Raw genomic sequence first — 24451 nt, forward strand, 5'->3', positions numbered from 1 at the left:
TTTTTTGCCTTGGATTCGGCTCAGAGCTGGCCGTCGCGATCGCGAAAGCCCAGCAGATAAAGCACGCCATCCAGGCCCAGGGTAGAAATCGCCTGCTTGGCCGACTGCTTGACCAGCGGCTTGGCGCGAAAAGCCACGCCCAGGCCGGCAATCGCCAGCATCGGCAGGTCGTTGGCGCCGTCGCCGACCGCGATGGTCTGCTCCAGGCGCAACCCTTCCTTGGCGGCCAGCTCACGCAGCAGATCGGCCTTGCGCTGGGCATCGACAATCGGCTCGACCGCGACACCGGTCACCTTGCCGTCGATCACTTCCAGTTCGTTGGCGAATACGTAGTCGATCCCCAGCTTGGCCTGCAATTGCTTGGCGAAGTAAGTGAAGCCACCCGAGAGAATCGCGGTCTTGTAGCCCAGGCGCTTGAGTTCGGCGAACAGGGTCTCGGCGCCTTCGGTCAGGCGCAGCGATGCGCCGATGGAGTCCAGCACCTTGATGTCCAGGCCCTGGAGCAAGGCCAGGCGTTCCTTGAAGCTGGCCCGGAAATCCAGCTCGCCGGCCATGGCCCGCTCAGTGATTTCCGCCACCCGGTCACCCACGCCGGCCGCCTTGGCCAGCTCGTCGATGACTTCCGCCTCGATCAGCGTCGAGTCCATGTCGAACACCGCCAGGCGGCGGTTACGACGGAACAACGAGTCTTCCTGGAAGGCGATATCGACGTTCAGTTCCTGTGCGACGCTCAGGAACTCGGCGCGCAACGCTTGCGGATCGGCTGCTTCGCCACGCACGGAGAACTCGATGCAACCCTTGCCCTTGTCGGCCGGGGTGTCCAGCGGCATGCGCCCGGAGAGGCGATCGATATGGTCGATATTCAAGCCGTACTTGGCGGTGATCGAACTGACGCGCTGCAACTGCTCGGCGGTGACCTTGCGGGTCAGCAAGGTAACGATATGGCGCTTCTTGCCCTGGCCGCCGACCCACTGCTGGTAATCCTCTTCGGAAACCGGCGTGAAACGGACCTGCTGGTCCAGCTCATAGGCGGTGAACAGAATGTCCTTGAGCACCGACGAGCTCTGCTCGTTGTCCGGAATTTCAACCAGGATGCCGAACGACAGAGTGTCGTGGATCACCGCCTGACCGATGTCGAGAATGTTCACACCACCCTGGGCCAGAACGCCGGTAATGGCCGCAGTGAGGCCCGGACGGTCCTCACCAGTGATGTTTATCAGGACGATTTCGCGCAAGGCGCACCCCCGCAGGTGGAAAAAAACCGCATTCTACCCACTTTCAGTGACCATCGGGCACAGCCAGCGCTTTGCCGGTCTAGGGCCTGTCGCTATACTGCGCCTCAACTTCACGGACAAAAGAGCCGAGCTCAGTGAACCGGCCCACGCCAGTTAAAACCGATAACTTCTTCCTGCTGATCTTCCGTGCACTGCGTCATCGCCGTGTACCGATTGCATTGCGCATTGCCAGCCATAACGTGATCCTGGTCGCCCTGGCCCTGGTGATCTATGCCTGCGTGATGGGGCTGCAATTCAAGCAGGCCATGCACGAACAAGCCGACGCCCTGGGTCAGAGCCTGACCACCCAGACCGCGACCTCGGCCACCGAGCTGTTGGTGTCCAACGACATCCTCAGCCTCAACGTGCTGCTGAACAACCTGACCAAGAACCCGCTGGTGGCCCACGCGGCGATCTACAGCGTGGACAACCGCATCCTCGCCGAAGCCGGTCAGCGCCCGAAAAGCAGCCTGCTGGGTGAAACCGAAGGCGTCTACCAGACCAAAATCACCTTCCAGGACGTGACCGCGGGCAACCTGCGCATCAGCCTGGACATGGAACAATTCCAGCAGCCGATGACCATCAGCCTGCAGAGCATGGGCATTCTCAGCGCCATCCTGCTGGCTTTGGCCCTGGCCTTGAGCTTGCGCCTGGGGCGGCACATCTCCACGCCGCTGATGCAACTGCGGGTCTGGCTGCGGGATATCGACGCGCACACCCCGGCCACCCAGCGCCAGGACGAGATCGGCGACCTGGCGCGCCAGCTGCATGCCAGCTTCGCGCCGGAGAAGGTCGAGCCGGAGCCCGAACCGGAAGCCGAGATCGACGATACCGACTACGACGACAGCGAAGACGCGGAACCGACCTTCGAGGTGCGCAACCTGCGTGACCCGAGCTTCGACGAAAGCGCTCCGGTGGCCGGCCTCAAGCCCGCACCACGGCACGTGGTCAGCGCCGAAGAAGATCTGGCCGACGACGAAGACCCGTTCGCCGATCTTCGCGACAGCTCGTCCACCGCGACCGCTGCCAAGCCGATCGTAAAACCCGCGGTACCGGCACAACCGCAGCACAGCGCGGTACTGGCCGTGCAACTGGGCGCCCAGGAGCAACTGCGCCGCCTGCCCCGCGCCCGCCTGACGGAATTGCTGGAACGTTATCGCGACTGCCTCGACCAGGCCGCCTCGCTGTACCAGAGCGAACTGCACACCCTGAACGACGGCAGCACGCTGATGCTGTTCCACAGCGAAGACAGCGGCGACGACTACCTGACCAACGCCATCTGCTGCGGCGAACTGCTGCGCGCCCTGGGCCACGCCCTGCAAATCGAAGTGGCCGACAGCGGTATCACCCTGCAACTGCAACTGGGCCTGACCCTGGGCGACGAGCTGTTCGGCCTGAGCCAGATCGACCTGCTGCTGACCGAGACCGCCCAGGATGCCCTGGCGCTGTCCCAGCACAGCCGCAACCTGCTGCTGGTCGAGCGCAAGATCAACGATGACGCGCTGATTCGTCAGCGTGCGCGCATTCGTCCGATCGCCAGCCCGGAAGGCGCCTGCTGCGTCGAGCGCCTGATGGAGCCCTACCCATCGATGCTGGAGCGGCAACTGGCGCGGATGCACGAGAGCCGGGCCAAGCTGTAAGCCAGCCGCTCAACAAAAAAGCCCGCAGCGATGCGGGCTTTTTGTTGGGTGTTGATCGGGCTGACGCCATCGCGGGCAAGCCTCGCACCTATCTGCTTCGGTAGGAGCGAGGCTTGGCCGCGATAGCAATCTGCAGAACACCGCAGAGCGCCCGAGCCACCGGACAACTCTCCAGAAACGACAAAGCCCGCTGATCAGCGGGCTTTGTTCTGGAAGCGCAACACTCAGAAGCGGAACACTTCCATATCCGTACGGATTGGTGTGGCCATCGGAATCTTCGGCTGCTTCTCCTGCTCGGCCGGTTTTGCCGCCGGCGCAGGCGCCGCCTTGCGTGGCACCTCGGCTACCGTCGGCTGGTTGGCCAGCGGCTTGAGGGCACCCGACAGTTGCTCGGCCAAGCGTTGCAGCAGTACACCCTGGGCCTGGACCTGGGACGCGGTGGTACCGGCATGCTGTTCCTGCAGATGAACGATACGGTTGTCGCGCACCTGCCCACGACGATCGATCAGGCGCCATTGCGCATCGAGAACCGCCGGTTGCGACGCGCCCGAATCCAGGCGAGTGATCGACAACAATACCTGCACATCCGGAGTGAAACCGGTACTCGCCGGCGCCAGTACGACGCGCTGGCTGTCCAGCTGGCCGGCGACCTGACGCAACAGCAACTGATCGATATCGGAAGACAGGCTGCCCGCCCAGCGACCGTCGGTCGAAGCCTGCAGGCTGCCGTCGTTCTGGCGTTGCAGCAAGGTTTCACGTTGCAGGTAGTCGGCAACCAGTACCGGCCCCAGCAATACAGCCATGCCAGCACTTTGTGCCGGCTGAGCCGGACTTCCGCTGTCCAGCTGATACAGCGACACCGGCTGGTGTACGCTGCAACCCGCCAGGCCAAGAACGCCAGCGAGCAAGAAAACAAGAGGAAGGCGCAGAGCAGTCATCATCCCATCCAGGTGGCGGCCACAAGGCTAGCCACAGTGTAAATACTCAAAATAACCCTGAATAACGCTCAGCCACGCCGGCGCTTGAAAGCGCATATCATCCGTGAATATGCGCCATGACTCCAGTGTTGTAGCGCCGTTCTACCGGTTAAATCGCAGATCGGACGCTCTAAGCCGCATCAATTGAGAGTTTCTACCAACAACGCATCCACTCGCTGGAAGCCTCGTGGCAGCTTGTTACCCCGGCGACCGCGTTCGCCCTTGTAGTGCTCGAGGTCATCGGCCTTGAGCGACAGGGTACGTTTTCCGGCCTGCAGCACCAGTGTCGCGCCTTCCGGCAGCACCGCGATATCGGTCACGTACTCCTCGCGGCTGGCCACCCGCTCACCCGGAATCCCGATGATCTTGTTGCCCTTGCCTTTGCCCAGCTGCGGCAAGTCGCTGATCTTGAACACCAGCAAACGCCCTTCGGTGGTCACCGAAGCCAGCCAGTTCTGTTCACGATCGCTCACCGGCCGAGGCAACAGCACCTTGGCGTTGTTCGGCAGGCTCAACAGCGCCTTGCCGGCCTTGTTCTTGGCTTGCAGATCCTCGCCCTTGACCACGAAGCCGTAACCCGCGTCGGATGCGATCACGTACAGCGCCTCGTCGTCCGGCAGCAGCACGCATTCGAAACTGGCACCAGGCGGCGGCGTCAGGCGTCCGGTCAGCGGCTCACCCTGGCCACGGGCCGATGGCAGCGTATGTGCCGCCACCGAATAACTGCGCCCGGTGGAGTCGATAAACACCGCGAACTGGTTGGAGCGCCCGATGGCCGAGGTCTTGAAGCCGTCACCGGCCTTGTAGGACAGGCCCGTGGCGTCGATATCATGCCCTTTGGCGCAACGTACCCAACCTTTTTCCGACAGAACGATGGTGACCGGCTCGGTCGGCATCAGCTCGTTTTCCGACAAGGCCTTGGCCTCGGCACGCTCAACGATCGGCGAACGACGGTCGTCGCCGTAGGTTTCAGCGTCCTGCAGCAATTCGGTGCGCACCAGCTTCTTCAGCTTGGCTTCACTGTTGAGCAAGGCTTGCAGCTTGGCCTGCTCCTTGAGCAGTTCGTCCTGCTCGGCGCGCAACTTCATCTCTTCCAGACGCGCCAACTGACGCAGGCGGGTATCGAGGATGTAGTCGGCCTGCACTTCGCTCAGGGCGAAACGCTCGATCAGCTTGGCCCGCGGCTGATCCTCGGTACGAATGATGTGGATCACTTCATCCAGGTTGAGGTAGGCGATCAGCAAGCCGTCCAACAGGTGCAGGCGACGCTCGACCTTGTCCAGGCGGAACTGCAGGCGGCGGCGCACCGTCAGTACGCGGAACTCCAGCCATTCCACCAGCAGGGCGCGCAGGTTCTTCAGCTGCGGCTTGCCGTCCAGGCCGATGATGTTGACGTTGACCCGGTAGCTGGATTCCAGCTCGGTGGTCGCAAACAGATGCTGCATCAGTTCGTCGGGGTCGACCCGGTTGGAGCGCGGAATGATCACGATCCGGCACGGGTGCTCGTGGTCCGACTCGTCACGCAGGTCGGCGACCATCGGCAGCTTCTTGGCCTGCATCTGTGCGGCGATCTGTTCCAGCACCTTGGCGCCGGACACCTGGTGCGGCAGCGCGGTGACGATGATGTCGCCATCCTCGATGCGATAGACGGCACGCATGCGCACCGAACCGCGACCGGTCTCGTAGATTTTCAGCAGGTCCGCGCGCGGCGTGATGATTTCCGCTTCGGTCGGGTAGTCCGGGCCCTGAATATGCTCGCAGAGCTGTTCGACCGTGGCCTTGGGCTCGTCCAGCAGGCGCACGCAGGCCGTAGCGACTTCGCGCAGGTTGTGCGGCGGCACGTCAGTGGCCATGCCCACGGCGATACCGGTGGTGCCATTGAGCAGGATATTCGGCAAACGTGCCGGCAATACCAGGGGTTCCTGCAGGGTGCCGTCGAAGTTCGGCCCCCAGTCCGCGGTGCCCTGGCCCAGCTCGCTGAGCAGGACTTCGGAGTAACGCGACAGACGCGCCTCGGTGTAACGCATGGCGGCGAAGGACTTGGGATCGTCCGGCGCCCCCCAGTTACCCTGGCCGTCCACCAGCGTGTAGCGGTAGCTGAAAGGCTGCGCCATCAGCACCATGGCTTCGTAGCAGGCCGAGTCGCCGTGGGGGTGGAACTTACCCAGCACGTCACCGACCGTACGGGCGGACTTCTTGTGCTTGGAATCGGCATCCAGCCCCAGCTCACTCATGGCGTAGACAATACGCCGCTGTACCGGTTTCAGGCCGTCGCCGATATGCGGCAAAGCACGGTCCATGATCACGTACATGGAGTAGTTGAGGTAGGCATTTTCGGTGAAGTCAGCCAGCGATCGGCGTTCTACGCCATCCAGGCTGAGATCCAGGGAGTCGCTCATGCGGGCCTCATCAGTTCGTTGTCTGGCGCAGCAGCAAGGTGCCGCCGCGCTGGGTAAATTCAAGTTTTTTCAAAGCGCTCATGCCCAGCAACACCTGCTCGCCGCCCAGGCCCGGCGCGACCAGCGCACGGACATCCCGCAGGACGATATCGCCCAGTTGCAGGCGGTCGAGGCGGGTTCGATAACCCTCGCTACGACCGTTGGCGGTACTCAGGGTCACCGGTGCGCCCTTCTCCAGGCCAAGACGCTCGGCCAGCTCGGACGGGATCGACACATCGGTCGCTCCGGTATCGAGCATGAAATTCACCGGCTGGCCGTTGATCTGGCCGCTGGCGACGAAATGCCCCTGGCCGTTGCCGACCAGTTTCACTTCGATGTAACCCTCATGTTGTTGCGAAGTGACGACAGCATTGGGGTTCTCCTGATGCTGTTCCCACTCGCCGAAAAACCGTGTCGCCAGGAACAGCCCGGCGCCCCAGGCCAGCACCAGCAGCACGCGCCCGGCACGTTTACCCGGTGGCTGCTGGCTCACGGCTTGGCACTCCAACCGCCCTCGGGTGCGGCGAAGCGCCAGATGATCGGGCGTTTTTCACCATCGGCACGGGCACCGGTGTTGTTATCCACACCGACCCAGGCGCCATCGGCATTCACCACCAGCGCCTCGGTCAGGCCATAGTCCTGTGGATAACGCCGGTTTTCCTGCAACGCCTCGGCGGCAAACGACCAGCAACGCTCGACCTTGGCCGTCGACGCATCACGACGACAGACCTGAAACGCATTGCGCTCGAGGGTGAACAACTTGCCCTCGAACAGCGACAGGTCGGCGAAATCCCGGGACACCGCCTTGGCCTTGGGCATCTGCGGCGGCTGCATTTCCAGCCCGGCCTCGCTGAGCAGCACACAGCCGCCATCGCAATCCCAGACACTCTGCTGGCGCTTGATCAACAACAGCCCGCGGCGCTCGCGCTCGGCGGCCAGCCAGATCCGGTCGCCGGCCGGGTTGACCGCGAGGCCTTCGAACAAGGCATTGAAGTGCAGCAACATACCGCTGGCCCGCGCCTCGCGCACCATGATCGGCGAAATCTTCAGCCAGGCGGCCGACCCCGTCGGCGCCAGTTGCAACACTGCCGCGTGGGATTCGCTGACCACATACTTGTTGCCGGCGCTGTCGCAGGTGATGCCCTCGAAATCCAGGTCGCCGCCGCGCACGAACGAAGCGACCCAGGTGCGCGAACTCAAGCCCCAGGGCAAACCGCTGTCCGGCACCGGCGGTACGTCGATGCGCACGGTCTCGGCCTGCCAGACTCGATCGCTGGTATCGAGCCGATAGATCTGGTCATCGTCGCGGTCGGAGACCGTCCACAGCTCCTTGCCGCACAACGCCAGCCCCGACAGGTTGCCGCCACGCATACCGTCCACCGGATGCTCGGCCAGCAGCCTCAACTCGGGCAAGGGGTCGGCCATTGCCGAGGTTGCCAATAGCAGTAACGCCAGGGCAAAGCCTCTGCGCATCAGGCCAGAACCTCGGCCAGGTTGCCCTTGGACTCCAGCCAGCTCTTGCGATCGCCGGCGCGTTTCTTCGCCAGCAGCATGTCCATCATTTCCGAAGTCGCGGCGAAGTCCTCACCGAGGGTCAATTGCACCAGGCGCCGGGTGTTCGGGTCCATGGTGGTTTCGCGCAGTTGCGGTGGGTTCATTTCACCCAGGCCCTTGAATCGGGTGACTTGCGGCTTGCCACGCTTCTTCTCGGCCACCAGGCGATCGAGGATGCCATCGCGCTCGGCTTCGTCGAGGGCGTAGTAGATTTCCTTGCCCAGGTCGATGCGGTACAGCGGCGGCATCGCCACGTAGACGTGGCCGGCATCCACCAGCGGACGGAAATGCTGGACGAACAGCGCGCAGAGCAGTGTCGCGATGTGCAAGCCGTCGGAGTCGGCGTCGGCGAGGATGCAGATCTTGCCGTAGCGCAGCTGGCTCATGTCCTCGGCGCCCGGGTCGACCCCGATGGCCACCGCGATGTTGTGCACTTCCTGGCTGGCCAGGACTTCGCTGCCATCGACTTCCCAGGTGTTGAGAATCTTGCCGCGCAGCGGCAGGATCGCCTGGAACTCCTTGTCCCGCGCCTGCTTGGCCGAACCACCGGCGGAATCACCTTCCACCAGGAACAGCTCGGAACGCATCGGGTCCTGGCCGGCGCAGTCCGCCAGCTTGCCAGGCAGCGCCGGGCCCTGGGTGATGCGCTTGCGCTCGACCTTCTTGCTGGCCTTGAGGCGACGGCCGGCGTTGCTGATGGCCAGCTCCGCCAGTTGCATGCCCAGCTCAGGGTTGGCATTGAGCCACAGGCTGAATGCGTCCTTGACCACACCCGAAACGAAGGCGGCCGCCTCGCGGGATGACAGGCGCTCCTTGGTCTGGCCGGAGAACTGCGCGTCCTGCATCTTCATCGACAGCACGAAGGCGATGCGTTCCCAGACATCTTCCGGCGCCAGCTTCAGGCCGCGCGGCAGCAGGTTGCGGAATTCGCAGAACTCGCGCATGGCGTCCAGCAGGCCCTGGCGCAAACCGTTGACGTGAGTACCGCCCTGGGCGGTCGGGATCAGGTTGACATAGCTTTCCTGCACACTGTCGCCGCCTTCCGGCAACCACAGCAGGGCCCAGTCCACCGCTTCCTTGTTACCCGCCAGGCTGCCGCAGAAAGGTTCGGTCGGCAGGCGCTCGAATTCGCTGACCGCGTCCACCAGGTAGGAGCGCAGGCCGTCTTCGTAATGCCACTCGACCTTCTCGCCGGTGCCTTTGTCTTCGAAGCTGACCAGCAGCCCCGGGCACAACACGGCCTTGGCCTTGAGCACATGCTTGAGGCGGCTGACGGAGAATTTCGGCGAATCGAAGTATTTCGGATCCGGAGCGAAGTACACGCTGGTCCCGGTATTGCGCTTGCCGACGCTGCCGACCACTTCCAGCTCGGTGGCCTTGAAGCCGTCGGCGAAGGTCATCTGGTATTCGTTACCGTCACGCTTGACCCGCACCCGCACCTGGGTCGACAGGGCGTTGACCACGGAAATACCCACCCCGTGCAGACCGCCGGAGAACTGGTAGTTCTTGTTGGAAAACTTGCCGCCCGCATGGAGCTTGGTGAGGATCAGCTCGACGCCGGACACACCCTCTTCCGGGTGAATGTCCACCGGCATGCCGCGTCCGTCATCGGACACTTCCAGGGAGTGGTCGGCATGCAGGATGACCTGGATCGACTTCGCGTGCCCCGCCAGGGCTTCGTCGACGCTGTTGTCGATGACTTCCTGGGCGAGGTGGTTCGGCCGGGTGGTATCGGTGTACATGCCCGGGCGTTTGCGCACCGGGTCGAGGCCCGAGAGGACTTCGATGGCGTCTGCGTTATAAGAGCTAGCGCTGGGAGTGGCCATGGGGTCTCGTCGTTAGTCGTTCAATGAAATAGAAGCGAGGTTTCACAGCGAGGTGAAATCGATCGCCTGGTACTGATCCGGGCCGATGCCGGCAAAATTCAACAACGCCGGCAATTGTCCGGCAAAACCCTGGAAACTATGGTCGCCGCCGGCCTGGATGCGCAAGGCACAGGCTCGGTAATACAGCTGGGCGCTGCGATAGTCCAGTGTCTCGTCACCTGTCTGCAGCCAGACCTGGAACCGCTGCGGGTCCTGGGGCGCCGGCACTTCCAGCTCGGCCAGGGCCGTCACGTGGTCGTGGGTCAGTTCCCAGGTTTCCCCGGTATAGAGGTTGGTCTGCGTGCCCAGAAAGCCGTCGAACATCCGGTGCGGACTGACCGCGGGGTTGATCAGCAGGGCTTTCAGGCCGTGGCGCTCGGCAAGGTGAGTCGCATAGTAGCCGCCGAGAGAGCTGCCGACCAGCAGCGGCCGTCCGAGTTCGGCAATCGCCTGCTCCAACTGGCCAATGGCCTCGCGCGGATGATGATGCAAGGCTGGCACGCGCAGCTGTTCGCCGCGGCCGATCGCCTCCATGACAGCGATCAGCTGGCTGGCTTTCTTCGACGCCGGCGCGCTGTTGAAGCCGTGGATATACAGGATCGAACCGGACATGCGCACTCCCTTTGCATCGTGCAAAAAGGCGCAGTTTACAGGGTGTATCGCCGCTTGACTTGTGTTCAGGTGTATCCCTTTGTCCTGCCGCCGCAGACGGCGGCTCCGGGGCGGAATCAGTAGCCGTCGCTACCGTAATCGACCTGGAAATCGAAGCCGGTGACCCGCTCGACACCGGTTTCCAGGCGCCCATCGGGCAGCAGGCGCAGCCAGCGATAGCCCGGCGCGGTTTCGCCGACCTTGAAATCCTCGCTGCCCGGCTCGAACTGAATGCAGGTCGAGGGCGATGCCAGCAGGCGTAGCGATCCCTGCTGACGGTCGATTTCCTGATGCACATGGCCCCAGAGCACCGCGCGCGCCTGCGGAAAACGCTCCAGCACGGCGAACAGCGCGTGCGGATTGCGCAGCCCGATGGGCTCCATCCAGGCACAACCGATGGAGACCGGGTGATGGTGCAGGCACACCAGGTGATGACGCTCGGGGGCTTCGCTCAGGGCGCTGGCGAGCAACTGCAACTGTTCGTCCTGCAGGTAACCCGGTACCGAACCCGGTACGGCCGAGTCGAGCAGGGTGATCCGCCAGTTGCCGATGTCCACCACCGGCGCCAGCAACGAACTCTGGGTCGCCGCCTGCGCCATGAGTTGCGGCTCGTCGTGGTTGCCGGGAATCCAGCGCGCCGGCGCCGGAATCTGCCGGGTCATGTCACGAAACAGCTGATAGGACTCCAGCGTACCGTCCTGGGACAGGTCGCCCGTGGCCAGCATCAGGTCGATCCGCGGTTGCTGCTCCAGCACCAGTTCGATCACCCGCTGCAGGCTGTCGCGGGTATTCATGCCCAGCAGCGTGCCGTCCGCTTCGGCGAACAGATGGCTGTCGGACAACTGCACCAGCAACACGGGATCGTCGGTGGTCAGAGTGGATACGCTCGGCAAGGCGGCCTCCCAGGGCGTGTCACGGGAAGTGAGGAATGGGGGCAATTATGCTGGGGGAAATTCAAAAGAGGAAACCGGCGAACCGGACGCAGTTCACATCTACCGCACGGCCTCGAACTCATGACCGCAAGCCAGGCAGTGGCTCAGCCATTCGCCGAGAAACACATTGAGCTGGGCCTTCTCGTCCGGCTGGTGCATGAAGGCGTTCGGATACGGATAGATGCCACGAAAGCGCCGGGCGTGCTCGGCACTGATGACCTCGGCCATGCGCGCGTCGTGGTAGACCTGCACTTCCAGCTGCGGCACCGGCAGCCAGGGCAGGCTGTGTTCCTGGCGCACCTGCAAGGTGGTGGTGTAAGGACAGGCCAGCAGCACCTCCAGCGCCAGCACGCCGAGCATCTGGTCGCCCTGGGTCACCGCGATCCGCCGCGCCACCGGCTGGTTGCGCATGTCGGGCAACAGGCGCATCAGCCGGGCATAGTTGGCCTCGCAGGACGCTTGCAGCCCCACGAGATCGACCCGGTAGCGATCGCGCACTTTGTTTACGACCATAACCCCCTCACTTCAACGCGGTTCAAAGCCAGCCATTGCAAGGCAATAATGCTCGCCGCGTTGGAAATCCGCCCATCCCTTACCGCCTGCAGTGCGTCTTCGAAAGCCCAGACCGACACGCGAATATCCTCCGCCTCTTCCACCAGCCCGTGCAGGCCACCGGCACCGCTGCTGTCGCAACGCCCCAGGTACAGATGCACGAACTCGGTACTGCCCCCCGGTGACGGGAAATACTGGGTCATCGGCCACAGCGCGGAGAATGTCAGTCCAGCTTCCTCCTGCGCTTCGCGGTGAGCAACTTCTTCCGGCTGCTCGTCCTTGTCGATCAGACCGGCGACCAGTTCGATCAACCAAGGGGTCGCGGTTTTCCCCATGGCGCCGACGCGAAACTGCTCGACCAAGACCACTTCATCGCGTTGCGGATCGTACGGCAGGACGCAGACAGCATCGTGACGCACAAAGATTTCACGACTGATTTCGCGCCCCATGCCACCGGCAAACAGCTCGTGGCGCAGGTGCACACGGTCGAGCTGATAAAAACCCTGGAAGCATTTCTCGCGCCGAACGATATCGACAGTGGTCGGCGTGGTGTTGGCAAAGTCCGTCATAGCAATCCTCGTTTCCTGCGGTCAGATCCGAGGCTCCCCCTCGACATCGCGCCATCCTAACGCGCCGGTGACCGATGATGCAGCCCCTTTGCCATCAGCGGGATAGACGGCAAGGGGGCAAACCTAATCTAATTGCCTCTATTGAGCTTAGTGGCGAACTGATTGCCCCGCAGGCAGTCGAAGCCGGTAACTTTTGCCTACCTCTGGTTTATCAAGGACGCACATGTCGCTTCTTAAAATCGCCTCCGTGGCTTGCCTGGCCCTGACCCTGGGCGCCTGCCAAAGCCTGTTTCAACCCAGCTATCAAAAGCCCCTGCAAAGCACCAGCGACAAGTCGGAACAGATCAAGCCCGGCTGCAGCAATCAGGATTGCCCGCTGGTGAACATCGACACCGTGCACTTCGCCGACGAGCCGCAGCTGGATGCGCTGATTGAAAAGCGCCTGCTGCAGATGACCCGCACCACTGCGGACCAGGCCGTGCCAGCGACACTGAGCGCCTATCGGGAGAAGTTCCTGCGCGAGGCCGACAGCCGCAACAGCATGTACCTGCAAGCCAAGGTACGCGAACAGCATGACGGCCTGGTGATCATCGAACTGGCCAGCTACCTGGACACCGGCGGCGCCCACGGCACGCCCGGCCGCGGCTTCATCAACTACTCGCGCGAGCTGCACAAGGAACTGACCCTGTCCGACATGCTGCGCCCGGGCCAGGAAGCCGCGTTCTGGAAGGCCGCCCAGGTGGCCCACAACAGCTGGCTGATCAGCACCAAGCTGGATCAGGAGCCAGAGTTCATCAAGAGCTGGCCGTTCCAGAAAACCCCGAACGTGGCACTGACCTACGGCGGCGTGATCCTCAAGTACAACGTGTCGGTGATCGCGCCTTACGCGCTGGGCCACATCGAACTGAAGATCCCTTACAACCGCCTGAACGGCATTCTCAAGCCCGAGCTGTTTCCTGGCCGTAGCTGAAGGCCCGCCCCAGCAGCCCTTGCAGCAGCCCTGCCAGCACCAGTGACGGCAGGGTTGCGCCAACGTCCGGATAGAGGTTGGCCAGCAGGTGGTAGGTGCTGACCCCACCCAGCCAGGCCAGCAACGCCGGCCAGCGCAAACCTACCGACGACACCTGGGCACTGCGCTTGCGCAGGATGAAGTGATCCACCAGCACCACGCCGAACAGCGGCGCGAACACCGAGCCGATCAGCAGCAGGAAGTTCTGATACTGGGCCAACGGCGCCAGGCAGGCGATCAGGGTGCAGAGCACACCAATGGCCAGGGCCAGGTGCTCGACTTTCAGGCGCAGCAGAATGCCGCTGGAGACCGCGGCCGAATGGATATCGGCAAAGGCATTTTCCGACTCGTCCAGCAGGATCAGCAACAGCGGAATCCCCAGGCCAGCGCCGGCCAAAGCCAGCAGCAGCGCATTGACTTCGCCGCTCGGCGCAAAGGCCAGGGTGTAGGCCACGCCCAGGCTCATCAGCCACAGGTTGCCGATAAAGAACCCCAGCGCCGTACCGCCAAACACATTGCGCGCACGCTTGCCGAACCTTGAGTAGTCGGCGATCAGCGGCAGCCACGACAACGGCATGGCGATCGCGATATCGAAACCCACGCCGAGCGGCATGGAGCCGTCGCCGGCCTGGGCCCAGAGCGCGGCCAGATCGGCCTTGGCGAACAGGTTCCAGGTCAGCCACAGGCAGGCCGCCAACAGCAGCCAGATGCCCCATTTGCGCAGGACCTTGCGCACGAAAGTCAGCGGCCCTCTGACCGCGAGCAAGGTCGCCAGCGCGCCGAAAAACAGAGTCCAGAGCAAAGGGCTGGCCAGCAGGCTGCCTTCGCTGAACGCACGAGTACCCAACAAGCTGGCGGCATCGCGCATGACGATGATCTCGAACGAACCCCAGCCCACCAGTTGCAGCAGGTTGAGCAACGCCGGCAGGCTCGCGCCGCGAGTACCGAGGCTGAGCTTGAGCGCCGCCATGGACGACAGGCCGGTATCGCTGCCGATCACCCCGACCGCCGCGAGCAGCAAGACGCCGACCGCCGTGCCGAGAAAAATCGCCAGCAAGGCACCGGACAGGCCCAGGCCAGGCGCGAGCAGCGCGCCGGTCTGCAACACCATCAGGCCGATGCCGAGGGAAAACCACAGGGAAAACAGATCGCGCGCGCCGAATACACGCCTGTCGGCGGGGACCGCAGTGTCTGGTGAATAAGTGTTCAAGACGGTTATCTCGGGGGGAGGGAAAGGGGCGCTAGCTGCAAGCCTCAAGCTGCAAGAAAAAGCAGGACCGCTGTGCCTTTAACTTACAGCTTGAAGCTTGCAACTTGTCGCTTAAACCTTCTTGTACAACTGGCTACCTTCCTGCTTGAAGCGCTCGGCCTGCTCCGCCAGTCCCTTGGCAACCTCCACGTCCACCGCTTCGATGCGCTGGTTGGCCGCGTACTCGCGGACCTCCTGGGTGATCTTCATCGAGCAGAACTTCGGCCCGCACATGGAGCAGAAGTGCGCGACCTTGGCCGAATCCTTGGGCAGGGTCTCGTCGTGGTAGGCGCGTGCGGTGTCCGGGTCGAGGCCGAGGTTGAACTGGTCTTCCCAGCGGAACTCGAAGCGCGCCTTGGACAGTGCGTTGTCACGGATCTGCGCGCCCGGGTGACCCTTGGCAAGGTCGGCGGCATGCGCGGCGATCTTGTAGGTGATGATCCCGGTCTTCACGTCATCCTTGTTCGGCAGGCCCAGGTGCTCCTTCGGCGTCACGTAGCAGAGCATGGCGCAGCCGAACCAGCCGATCATCGCCGCACCGATACCGGAGGTGATGTGGTCGTAGCCCGGCGCGATGTCGGTGGTCAGCGGGCCGAGGGTGTAGAACGGCGCCTCGTCGCAGCATTCCAGCTGCTTGTCCATGTTCTCCTTGATCAGCTGCATCGGCACGTGGCCCGGGCCTTCGATCATGCACTGCACGTCATGCTTCCAGGCGATCTTGGTCAGCTCGCCGAGGGTCTCCAGTTCGCCGAACTGCGCTTCGTCGTTGGCGTCGGCGATCGAGCCCGGACGCAGGCCGTCGCCCAGCGAGAAGCTGACGTCGTAGGCCTTCATGATTTCGCAAATTTCGTCGAAGTGGGTGTAGAGGAAGTTTTCCTTGTGATGCGCCAGACACCATTTGGCCATGATCGAACCGCCGCGGGAGACGATGCCGGTCACGCGCTTGGCGGTCAGCGGCACATAACGCAGCAGCACACCGGCGTGGATGGTGAAGTAGTCGACGCCCTGCTCCGCCTGCTCGATCAGGGTGTCGCGGAACAGCTCCCAGGTCAGGTCTTCGGCCACGCCGTTGACCTTCTCCAGCGCCTGGTAGATCGGCACGGTACCGATCGGCACCGGCGAATTGCGGATGATCCACTCGCGGGTTTCGTGGATGTGCTTGCCCGTGGACAGGTCCATGACCGTGTCCGAACCCCAGCGGATGCCCCAGGTCAGCTTCGCCACTTCTTCTTCGATGGACGAACCCAGGGCGCTGTTGCCGATGTTGCCGTTGATCTTCACCAGGAAGTTGCGGCCGATGATCATCGGTTCCAGTTCGACGTGGTTGATGTTGGCCGGAATGATCGCGCGACCGCGGGCGATTTCCTCACGGACGAACTCGGGGGTGATTTCTTTCGGGATGCTGGCGCCGAAGCTGTGGCCGGCGTGCTGCTGATCGAGCAGACCCGCGGCACGGGCCTCTTGCAGCTTCATGTTTTCGCGGATGGCGACGTATTCCATCTCGGCGGTAATGATGCCCTTGCGCGCATAGTGCATCTGGCTGACGTTGGCCCCGGCCTTGGCCCGACGCGGGTTGTTGACGTGGGCGAAGCGCAGCTTGGTCAGCTCGGGATCGGCGAGGCGCTGCTGGCCGAAGTTGGAGCTCAGGCCGGGCAGGCGCTCGGTGTCGCCACGGTCGTCGATCCAGGCCGAGCGCACATCGCCCAGGCCTTTGCGCACGTCGATCACCACGTTGGGGTCGGTGTAGGGGCCGGAGGTGTCATAGACGGTGACGGGCGCGTTGATCTCGCCGCCGAAGTCGGTGGGGGTCACGTCGAGGCTGATTTCGCGCATCGGCACGCGGATGTCCGGGCGCGAACCCTGGACATAGATTTTTTGCGAGCGGGTAAAGGGCTGAACCGACTGCTCATCGACCTTGGCCGATTCACTCAGGTGCGTAGCGTTTTTTAATTTTGTAGTCATCACAGGCTCTCCAGACAGCATCCAGGCAGTGGATTTTTGTCGGAGCGAACCTGTAACGAACGGACGCAGCCATAGCTGGAGCCAGGGGCGAAAACCAGCTGGTGCAGTGCTTGGTGCTCGAGGGGTGTTCGATTGTCGAACAACATCCCGGACGAAGCACAAGAGGACTCGCCGGGTGACGAGAAATCTTGTTCCCTACGCAGGCGCTAACCTGATCAGGTTCAACGGGATCCGGATTATCCGATCTCAGCCTCATAGCAAGGCACCCCGACAAGAACTCGGCCAGTCTAGACAAAGCCGGCACAGAACGCCAACACCACGGCAAGCAGCGTGATGAATGGCGTAAATGCAGGATTGTTGCCCTGCGCAGGCGCATCTACACTCGGTGGGTTGCGTCGAACCTTGACGCTGCACAGGCCGAGACTTAGCCTTGGCGCCAGAATTATCCTCGTAATATCAACTCTAGGGATCGCCGAATGCTGCGCAAACTCTCACTGGCCATCGCCGTGTCTTGTGCGTCCAATGGAATGGCCTGGGCAGCAGAAGCGCCCTTGACCACTAAAACCGACCTGGTCAGCGTCTACCAGGAAGCCGTGGACAACAACGCCGACCTCGCCGCCGCCCGCGCCGATTACGACGCACGCAAAGAAGTGGTGCCACAGGCTCGCGCCGGTTTGCTGCCCAACCTCTCGGCCGGTGCCGACCTGAACAACACCCGGACCAAGTTCGACGAACCCTCGATGACCGCCACCCGCAGCGGCACCGTGTACCAGGCGACCCTGGCCCAGCCGATTTTCCGCGCCGACCGCTGGTTCCAGCTGCAAGCGGCCAAGGACGTCAACGAGCAAGCCGCGCTGGAGCTCTCGGCCACCGAACAGAACCTGATCCTGCAAAGCGCTGAGAGTTATTTCTCGGTGCTGCGCGCCCAGGACAACCTGGCCTCGACCAAGGCCGAGGAAGCCGCCTTCAAGCGTCAGCTGGACCAGTCCAACGAGCGTTTCGACGTCGGCCTGTCGGACAAGACCGACGTCCTGCAATCCCAGGCCAGCTACGACACCGCGCGGGCCAACCGGATCCTCGCCCAGCGCCAGGTGGATGACGCGTTCGAAGCCCTGATCACCCTGACCAACCGTCAGTACAACTCGATCCAGGGCATCGTCCACAGCCTACCGGTGCTGGCGCCGACCCCGAATGACGCCAAGGCCTGGGTCGATACCGCGGCCAAGCAGAACCTCAACCTGCTGGCCAGCAACTACGCGGTCAGCGCCGCCGAGGAAACCCTCAAGCAGCGCAAGGCTGGCCACGCCCCGACCCTCGACGCAGTGGCGCAGTACAAGAAAGGCGACAACGACGCCCTCGGCTTCAGCAACCCGGCCCCACTGGGCCAGCGTTACGGCAGTGACGTGGAACAACGCAGCATCGGCCTGCAACTGAGCATTCCGATCTACAGCGGCGGCCTGACCAGCTCCCAGGTCCGCGAGTCCTACTCGCGCCTGAACCAGAGCGAACAGCGCCGTGAGGCCCTGCGCCGCCAGGTGGTGGAGAACACCCGCAACCTGCACCGCGCGGTGAACACCGATGTCGAGCAGGTCCAGGCCCGGCGCCAGTCGATCATCTCCAACCAGAGCGCGGTGGAAGCCACGGAAATCGGTTATCAGGTCGGTACGCGCAATATCGTCGACGTGCTCGATGCCCAGCGCCAGCTGTACACCTCGGTGCGCAACTACAACAACAGCCGCTACGACTACATCCTCGACAACCTGCGCCTCAAGCAAGCCGCCGGCACCCTCAACCCGGGCGACCTGCAGGACCTGTCGCGCTACCTGAAAGCCGACTACAACCCGGACCGCGACTTCCTGCCGCCGGACCTGGCCAAGGCCGCGGCGGAACAGCTCAAGGCCCGGCCGAGCCAGTAATTTGTAGCCACTGCCGCAGGCTGCGATCGACCGGAACGGTCGTAAAAAAGGCCACCGCCATTCAACTGAATCGCGGTGGCCTTTTTGCCTGTCCTTCGGACAGGATCGCAGCCTGCGGCAGCGGCTACAGCAAACGGCCCAGGCCGTCGAGCAGGCGCTGCAGGGCGCCCTGATTGCTGCGCATCACCCGCAGCCCGGCATCGGCCATCTTCTGCGCATCCCGGGGCAACTCGAACAGGCGCTGCACCGCCACCGCCAGGCCATGGGCATCGTCCACTTCCTGCAGGGCGCCCGCCTCGCGCAGCATTGTCGCGATCTCCAGGAAGTTGAACAGGTGCGGCCCGCTCAGCACCGGCTTGGCCAGGGCCGCCGGCTCCAGCAGGTTGTGGCCGCCATTGGGCACCAGGCTGCCGCCGACAAAAGCGCTGTCCGCCAGGGCATAGAGAAACAGCAGCTCACCCATGGTGTCGCCCAGCAGCACCGAGGTGCTGGCGGTGACCGGCTCGGCGCTGGAGCGGCGAATAGTCGCGAAACCTTGCTGCCGGCACAGCTCGAACACCGGATTGAACCGCTCCGGATGACGCGGCACCAGGATCAGCAAGGCATCCGGGTGGCTGGCCAGCAGTTGGCGATGGGCGTCCAGCACCACGGCGTCTTCGCCCTCATGGGTACTGGCGGCGATCCACACCGGGCGTTCGCTGGCTTGCCATTGCTGGCGCAGCTCGCTGGCGCGCTCCAGCAGTTGCGGGTCGATGCTCAGGTCGAATTTGATCGAACCCGTCACCTCGACTGTTTCCGGCCGCGCCCCCAGCTGGCGAAAACGCTCGGCCTCGGCTTCGGTCTGCACCGCGAACAGGCTCATTTCCGCGAGCATCGGCGCGGTCAGTTTGTTGAATCGGCCATAACCTCGGGCCGAACGCTCCGACAACCGCCCGTTGGCCAGCGCCACGGGAATCCTGCGCTTGGCGCACTGGTGAATGTGATTGGGCCACAGCTCGGTTTCCATGATCACCGCCAGCTTCGGCCGGACCCGATCGAGAAAACGCGCGGCGGCGCAAGGCAGGTCGTAAGGCAGGTAGCAGTGCTGGATGCGTGGCTCGTTGGCGAACAGCGCCTGGATACGCTCCGAACCGGTGGGGGTCATGCAGGTGACCGTGATCGGCAGCTGTGGATAACGCGCCAGCAAGGCACGGATCATCGGCGCTGCAGCAATGCTTTCGCCCACCGACACCGCGTGCACCCAGATCCCGCCCGGCTGCATCGCCGGCAGCCCCCAGGAAAAACGTTCGCCAACCCGCCTGGCATAAGCCGGCGCCTTGCGCGCCCGCAGCCACAGACGAATCGCCACCAATGGCAGCCCCAGGTAAAACAGCGCGGTGTAGAGAGTTCTATTCATGGCGGCGGAGTTTATCGGCTTTTTCAGCCAATCGCCCGCAAGTGCACGGCAAAACGCTCCGCCAACCAATGCGCCGCCGGCCCCAGGGGCTCATCGCGGCGCCAGACCAGTTCCACCACCAGCGCCGGCGGGGTCCACTCGCTGGCCAACTCGACCATCTGGTTCTGGTAGGCCGGGTACTGCACCACATGCCTTGGCAACCAGGCCCAGCCCAGGCCGCGCATCAACAGCTCGGCCATCGCGTAGAAGCTGTCGGCGCGCCAGACTTGCGGGCTGAGCTGCTCGCCACTGGGGTAAGTGCTCAACTGCGGTGAAATCAGCAACTGCCGATGACGCCCCAGTTGCTGACGATCCACCTGTTTCTCGCCGGCCAGCGGATGCCCGACCGCGCACACCGTGACCATCTCGACGCTGCCCAGGGCCCGCCGTTCGAGGGCCTCGGACATCTGTTCATGGTGGAACAGCAAACCGAGGTCGGCCCGACGCTCCAGCAGTTTGCGCGCCACGTCACCCTGGGCGCTGCTGGCCAGCTGGACCTCAAGACTGGGGAAGCGCTCGGACAACGCCTCAAGGCTATCGAGCACCGGCTGGAAAGGCATCGCCTCGTCCAGCGCCAGCCGCAAGCGCGCCTCCTCACCCCGCATCAACGCCAGCGCCCGCCCGTTCAAGCGCTCGCACTGGCGCAGCACTTCCCGCGCCTCCGCGAGCAAGGCACGCCCCGCCTCGGTGAGTCTGGGCTGGCGACCGCTGCTGCGCTCGAACAAGAGCACGCCGAGATCGGCCTCGAGCAGCGCAATCGCGCTGCTGACCGCCGATTGCGCCTTGTGTTGGTCACGGGCCACCGCGGAAAACGAACGCTGCTCGGCGACGCTGACGAACAGCCGCATCTGCTCCAGATTCCACTGCACATTCATGAGCCAACCCATCTTCAAAACAGATAGGTAATGACTTTACCCCATCTGCACAATCTCTAGAATGCCGACCTCATCAAGCAAGCCCAAACACGAGGACTCTCCCATGAACGCTTACACCTACCTGGCCATCGCCATCTGCGCCGAAGTGATCGCCACTGTTTCGATGAAAGCGGTCAAAGGCCTGAGCACTCCCCTGCCACTGCTGCTGATCATCGTCGGTTACGGCGTGGCCTTCTGGATGCTGACCCTGGTGGTGCGCACCGTGCCGGTGGGCGTGGCTTACGCGGTCTGGGCCGGCATGGGCATTGTCATGGTCAGCGTGGCCGCGCTGTTTCTCTACGGGCAGAAGCTGGATATCCCGGCGATGCTCGGCATGGCCCTGATCGTCCTGGGCGTGGTGGTGATCCAGCTGTTTTCGAAGACTGCCGGGCATTAAAAAAAGCAGCGGCAAGCGGCAAGCTTCAAGCGGCAAGAGAGCGTCATGCTTGCAGCTTGAAGCTTGAGGCTTGAAACTTGCGCCTTCGATTTGTTCTCCGAGGTCGCTGCATGCCATCCGTTATTTCCACCGACGTGCTGATTGTCGGCGCCGGAGTCGCCGGCCTCTGGCTGAACGCTCGCCTGCGTCGCCAGGGCTTTTCCACTGTGCTGGTGGAGAGCGCCAGCCTCGGCGGCGGACAAAGCGTCAAGTCTCAGGGAATCATTCACGGCGGCGCCAAATATGCGCTGCATGGCGCCCTGACCGGCGCCTCGGAAGCCATCGCCGATATGCCGCGCCGCTGGCGCGAGGCCCTGGCCGGCAACGGCGAGCTGGACCTGTCCGGCGTGCGCCTGCTGTCCGAAGCCCACTATCTGTGGTCCCCCGGCACCCTGGCCGGCAACCTCACCAGCTTTTTCGCCAGCAAGGCGGTGCGTGGCCGCGTCGACCAGGTCAAGGGCGACCAGTTGCCGCCAGCCCTGCAGGACCGTCGCTTCAAGGGCAAGGTCTATCGCCTGGCCGAGCTGGTGGTGGACGTGCCGAGCCTGATCGGGCGCCTGGCCGAACTGGGCGGCGATAGCCTGCTGGCCGGGCAGAAGATCGAGCCCGTACTGGAAAACGGGCAATTGCTGGGCCTGCGGGTCGACGACCGGGAAATCCGCGCGCAACGCATAGTGCTCAGTGCCGGCGCCGGCAATGCCGAGCTGCTGAACAGCCTCGGCCTGAGCCAGCCGGCCATGCAACGCCGGCCGCTGCACATGGTGATCGTCAAAGGCCCGAGCCTGAAACCGCTGTACGCCCACTGCCTGGGCGGCGGGCCAAAACCGCGCATCACCGTGACCACCCACCCGGCGGCCGACGGCCAATGGGTCTGGTACCTCGGCGGCGATATCGCCGAAGCCGAAGGCGTGGCGCGCGAACCGGCGGCGCAGATTGCCGCTGCCCAGAAAGAACTCAGCAACCTGTTGCCATGGGTCGACCTCAGCCAGGCGCAATGGGCCACCCTGCGAGTGGATCGGGCCGAACCCGCACAATCGGGCCTGACTCGCCCGGACAACGCCTTCCTCGCCGAGCAGGACCGCCTGCTGGTCGGCTGGCCGACCAAGCTGGCCCTGGCCCCGGATTTCGCCGACCGGGTGTTCGCCGCCCTCGAGCGCGACGGCATCAAGCCAGGCCCCGCAACCCCGTTGCCGGAGCTGCCGAAACCCGCCATCGCCCAACCGGCCTGGGAGCAACTGCTGCCATGAGCCAAGCGACCCTGCACGACCTGCATCGCCCCTTCGGCAGCACCGGGCTGCTGGTCTCCCCACTGGGCTTGGGCACCGTGAAACTCGGGCGCGACCAAGGGGTGAAATACCCCAGCGGCTTCCAGATTCCGGATGACACCGAAGCCCGCATGCTGCTCAAGCTGACCCGCGACCTGGGCATCAACCTGATCGACACCGCGCCGGCCTATGGTCGCAGCGAGGAGCGCCTGGGCCCGCTGTTGCGCGGGCAACGCCAGGACTGGGTGATTGTCAGCAAGGTCGGCGAAGAGTTCGAAAACGGCCTGTCGCGCCACGACTTCAGCGCCGCGCATACCCGCCTGTCGGTGGAGCGCAGCCTGCAGCGCCTGGAAACCGACTTCATCGACCTGGTGCTGGTGCATTCCGACGGCAATGATCTGCACATCCTCGAGCAGTGCGAGGTGTACCAGACGCTGGCCGAGCTCAAGCAGGAAGGCAAGATCCGTGGCTTCGGCTTCTCCGGGAAAACCGTCGAAGGGGGCCTCAAGGCCTTGGAACAAGGCGACTGCGCCATGGTCACCTACAATCTGAACGAACAGAACGAGAGAGCCGTCATCGATTACGCCGCGGCCCACGGCAAGGGCATTCTGGTGAAAAAAGCCCTGGCCAGTGGCCATGTGTGCCTGAGCCCGGGGGTCGACCCGGTTCGCGCCAGCTTCGAACTGCTGTTCGATCAACCGGGCGTCGCCAGTGCTATTGTCGGGACCATCAATCCGCTGCACCTGGCCCATAATGTCGCCACTGTCGCGCAGGTGTTGCGCAAAAACTGATGCCGCCCACGCGGCCGACCCCGACGCAAGAAGGAGCCGACATGCCGCGTACGCTCATAAGAAAGAATCCCAGCAACTTCAAGACCCTGCCGCTGTTCGTCGAAGCGACGCCCGAAGGCCTCAGCTACCAGAGCGTCGGCATGCCGCTGAACTTTGCGCAGACCCTGCAGCGGCGGCGTCCGGTCACGGTGGCCGACGCCGAACGCTTCGCCCTGGAGCTGGCCAACCTCGGCGTCTCGGTCCGCCTGACCCTGCATTGGCAGAATCGCGACTATTGGGTGCTGGTCCGCCAGCGCCGACAGGACCGCGGCGATGTGGTGCTCAAGCTGATTTCCGGCTACGTCCCGGCCCATGAACTGAATCTGCCGCTGCATACCGCCATCCAGGAAATCGCCGAGGAATGCCTGCTGGAAACCCCGGAAGGCTGGCTCAGCGGACGCTTCAACGATACCTGGCTACCAGCGCCCTACTCGGCGGCCCTGCATTATCGCGAAGCCCTGCCCTTTCGCCTGACGCCGCTGTCGGGCGCGGCACGCCCGGTACGTTGCGCCAACCTGCATCTGCTGGAACGGCCGCGAGCTTATGTGCATCTGCCCACCGCGTCGCTGCAGCTGATTTATGACCTGCGCCTGGACGTGCCGAAAGAAGCCAAGTCCCTGAGCCTGTTCCATGTCGACGAACGCCTGGAGGGCGATCAGCTGGTGGCGCGCCTGGATCGCAAGCGCCCGGACCTGTACCTGATGCCGCTCAAGGACGGGCAGCCGTGCGCCGAGCTCTATACGTTGAAGAAGGATCAGTTGCACCCGGCGAGTACCCGCGGCCTGTACCTGGCCGAAAGCTTCGCCCAGCAGCAGGGCTGGCTGGTGCGTGACGAGCGGATTCGCTGGAAAGACTGGCTGAAGCAGCAGGGATTGAGCGCGCCGGAGAAGGACTCCAAGCTCCAGCGTCTTACCGGCAAGGCACGGCAGATATTGCGCAAGATCGTCCCGGCCAAGGCCAGCCGGCAACGTTGATTGCCAATC

The 24451-nt window shown here is 63.7% G+C and carries 21 protein-coding genes and 1 riboswitch; of the genes, 7 read left to right on the top strand and 14 right to left on the bottom strand.

What is annotated here, in order from left to right; translation table 11 throughout:
• Positions 1-20: 20 nt before the first annotated feature.
• Complete coding sequence (serB, locus tag PVZ80_RS16140) at positions 21-1235, bottom strand: phosphoserine phosphatase SerB (protein WP_009046680.1); 1215 nt, start codon at positions 1233-1235, stop codon at positions 21-23.
• 134 nt (positions 1236-1369) lie between these two features.
• Here serB and PVZ80_RS16145 point away from each other — a divergent pair, with 134 nt between their 5' ends.
• The gene (locus tag PVZ80_RS16145; protein ID WP_273864200.1) at positions 1370-2914 is read left to right on the top strand and encodes an AhpA/YtjB family protein; all 1545 of its coding nucleotides are present in this window, start codon (positions 1370-1372) and stop codon (positions 2912-2914) included.
• Between the two features lie 224 nt (positions 2915-3138).
• Here PVZ80_RS16145 and PVZ80_RS16150 read toward each other — a convergent pair whose 3' ends face one another.
• The 9 genes from PVZ80_RS16150 to PVZ80_RS16190 form a co-directional block, all read right to left on the bottom strand.
• Positions 3139-3852 (bottom strand): PqiC family protein, encoded by a 714-nt coding sequence (locus PVZ80_RS16150; RefSeq protein ID WP_007921414.1) that lies wholly within the window; start codon positions 3850-3852, stop codon positions 3139-3141.
• Positions 3853-4031: 179 nt separating this feature from the next.
• Positions 4032-6290, bottom strand: coding sequence for a DNA topoisomerase IV subunit A (gene parC / locus PVZ80_RS16155; protein ID WP_009041892.1), 2259 nt, complete (start codon positions 6288-6290; stop codon positions 4032-4034).
• A gap of 10 nt (positions 6291-6300) precedes the next feature.
• The gene (locus PVZ80_RS16160; RefSeq protein ID WP_273864201.1) at positions 6301-6822 is read right to left on the bottom strand and encodes a retropepsin-like aspartic protease family protein; all 522 of its coding nucleotides are present in this window, start codon (positions 6820-6822) and stop codon (positions 6301-6303) included.
• Positions 6819-7802 (bottom strand): esterase-like activity of phytase family protein, encoded by a 984-nt coding sequence (locus PVZ80_RS16165; protein ID WP_273864202.1) that lies wholly within the window; start codon positions 7800-7802, stop codon positions 6819-6821. The genes PVZ80_RS16160 and PVZ80_RS16165 overlap by 4 nt, the downstream gene beginning before the upstream one ends.
• Positions 7802-9709: a DNA topoisomerase IV subunit B gene (parE, locus tag PVZ80_RS16170; protein WP_016704500.1), complete on the bottom strand. Its 1908-nt coding sequence runs from the start codon at positions 9707-9709 to the stop codon at positions 7802-7804. Before parE ends, PVZ80_RS16165 begins: the two co-directional genes overlap by 1 nt.
• 42 nt (positions 9710-9751) lie before the next feature.
• The gene (locus PVZ80_RS16175; RefSeq protein ID WP_007921424.1) at positions 9752-10360 is read right to left on the bottom strand and encodes a YqiA/YcfP family alpha/beta fold hydrolase; all 609 of its coding nucleotides are present in this window, start codon (positions 10358-10360) and stop codon (positions 9752-9754) included.
• Between the two features lie 116 nt (positions 10361-10476).
• A complete protein-coding gene (gene cpdA / locus PVZ80_RS16180) occupies positions 10477-11292 on the bottom strand; it encodes a 3',5'-cyclic-AMP phosphodiesterase (protein WP_257371431.1) in 816 nt (271 codons plus the stop codon).
• A 99-nt stretch (positions 11293-11391) separates the two neighbouring features.
• Complete coding sequence (locus tag PVZ80_RS16185) at positions 11392-11844, bottom strand: DUF1249 domain-containing protein (protein WP_007921426.1); 453 nt, start codon at positions 11842-11844, stop codon at positions 11392-11394.
• Positions 11835-12452 carry an NUDIX domain-containing protein gene (locus tag PVZ80_RS16190; RefSeq protein WP_009046673.1) on the bottom strand — a complete coding sequence of 206 codons (618 nt, stop codon included), beginning with the start codon at positions 12450-12452 and terminating at the stop codon, positions 11835-11837. Before PVZ80_RS16190 ends, PVZ80_RS16185 begins: the two co-directional genes overlap by 10 nt.
• 223 nt (positions 12453-12675) lie before the next feature.
• Here PVZ80_RS16190 and PVZ80_RS16195 point away from each other — a divergent pair, with 223 nt between their 5' ends.
• Positions 12676-13422: an RsiV family protein gene (locus tag PVZ80_RS16195; RefSeq protein WP_028683742.1), complete on the top strand. Its 747-nt coding sequence runs from the start codon at positions 12676-12678 to the stop codon at positions 13420-13422.
• Here PVZ80_RS16195 and cytX read toward each other — a convergent pair.
• Positions 13391-14680 carry a putative hydroxymethylpyrimidine transporter CytX gene (gene cytX / locus PVZ80_RS16200; protein WP_273864238.1) on the bottom strand — a complete coding sequence of 430 codons (1290 nt, stop codon included), beginning with the start codon at positions 14678-14680 and terminating at the stop codon, positions 13391-13393. The two genes, PVZ80_RS16195 and cytX, sit on opposite strands and share 32 nt — an antisense overlap.
• A gap of 102 nt (positions 14681-14782) precedes the next feature.
• Positions 14783-16672, bottom strand: a complete 1890-nt coding sequence (gene thiC / locus PVZ80_RS16205; RefSeq protein WP_023970195.1) for a phosphomethylpyrimidine synthase ThiC — start codon at positions 16670-16672, stop codon at positions 14783-14785.
• A 175-nt stretch (positions 16673-16847) separates the two neighbouring features.
• Positions 16848-16952: riboswitch (TPP riboswitch) on the bottom strand.
• 196 nt (positions 16953-17148) lie between these two features.
• Here thiC and PVZ80_RS16210 point away from each other — a divergent pair.
• Positions 17149-18588 (top strand): TolC family outer membrane protein, encoded by a 1440-nt coding sequence (locus tag PVZ80_RS16210; RefSeq protein ID WP_038630449.1) that lies wholly within the window; start codon positions 17149-17151, stop codon positions 18586-18588.
• Between the two features lie 124 nt (positions 18589-18712).
• Here the strand turns inward: PVZ80_RS16210 and waaA are convergent, their stop codons facing one another.
• A complete protein-coding gene (gene waaA / locus PVZ80_RS16215; protein ID WP_273864203.1) occupies positions 18713-19984 on the bottom strand; it encodes a lipid IV(A) 3-deoxy-D-manno-octulosonic acid transferase in 1272 nt (423 codons plus the stop codon).
• A gap of 23 nt (positions 19985-20007) precedes the next feature.
• Positions 20008-20892 carry a LysR family transcriptional regulator gene (locus PVZ80_RS16220; RefSeq protein WP_162473257.1) on the bottom strand — a complete coding sequence of 295 codons (885 nt, stop codon included), beginning with the start codon at positions 20890-20892 and terminating at the stop codon, positions 20008-20010.
• A gap of 109 nt (positions 20893-21001) precedes the next feature.
• Here PVZ80_RS16220 and PVZ80_RS16225 point away from each other — a divergent pair, with 109 nt between their 5' ends.
• From PVZ80_RS16225 to PVZ80_RS16240, 4 genes are all read left to right on the top strand, one after another.
• Positions 21002-21334, top strand: a complete 333-nt coding sequence (locus PVZ80_RS16225; RefSeq protein WP_007921448.1) for a DMT family transporter — start codon at positions 21002-21004, stop codon at positions 21332-21334.
• Positions 21335-21444: 110 nt separating this feature from the next.
• Positions 21445-22620, top strand: a complete 1176-nt coding sequence (locus PVZ80_RS16230; protein ID WP_273864204.1) for an NAD(P)/FAD-dependent oxidoreductase — start codon at positions 21445-21447, stop codon at positions 22618-22620.
• Positions 22617-23429, top strand: a complete 813-nt coding sequence (locus PVZ80_RS16235) for an aldo/keto reductase (protein WP_028683746.1) — start codon at positions 22617-22619, stop codon at positions 23427-23429. The genes PVZ80_RS16230 and PVZ80_RS16235 overlap by 4 nt, the downstream gene beginning before the upstream one ends.
• A 41-nt stretch (positions 23430-23470) precedes the next feature.
• Positions 23471-24442, top strand: coding sequence for a hypothetical protein (locus PVZ80_RS16240; protein ID WP_009046664.1), 972 nt, complete (start codon positions 23471-23473; stop codon positions 24440-24442).
• The last annotated feature ends 9 nt before the right edge of the window (positions 24443-24451 follow it).

This window comes from Pseudomonas sp. B3G-3 (assembly GCF_028640915.1).
Taxonomy (GTDB): Bacteria; Pseudomonadota; Gammaproteobacteria; order Pseudomonadales; family Pseudomonadaceae; genus Aquipseudomonas; species Aquipseudomonas chlororaphis_I.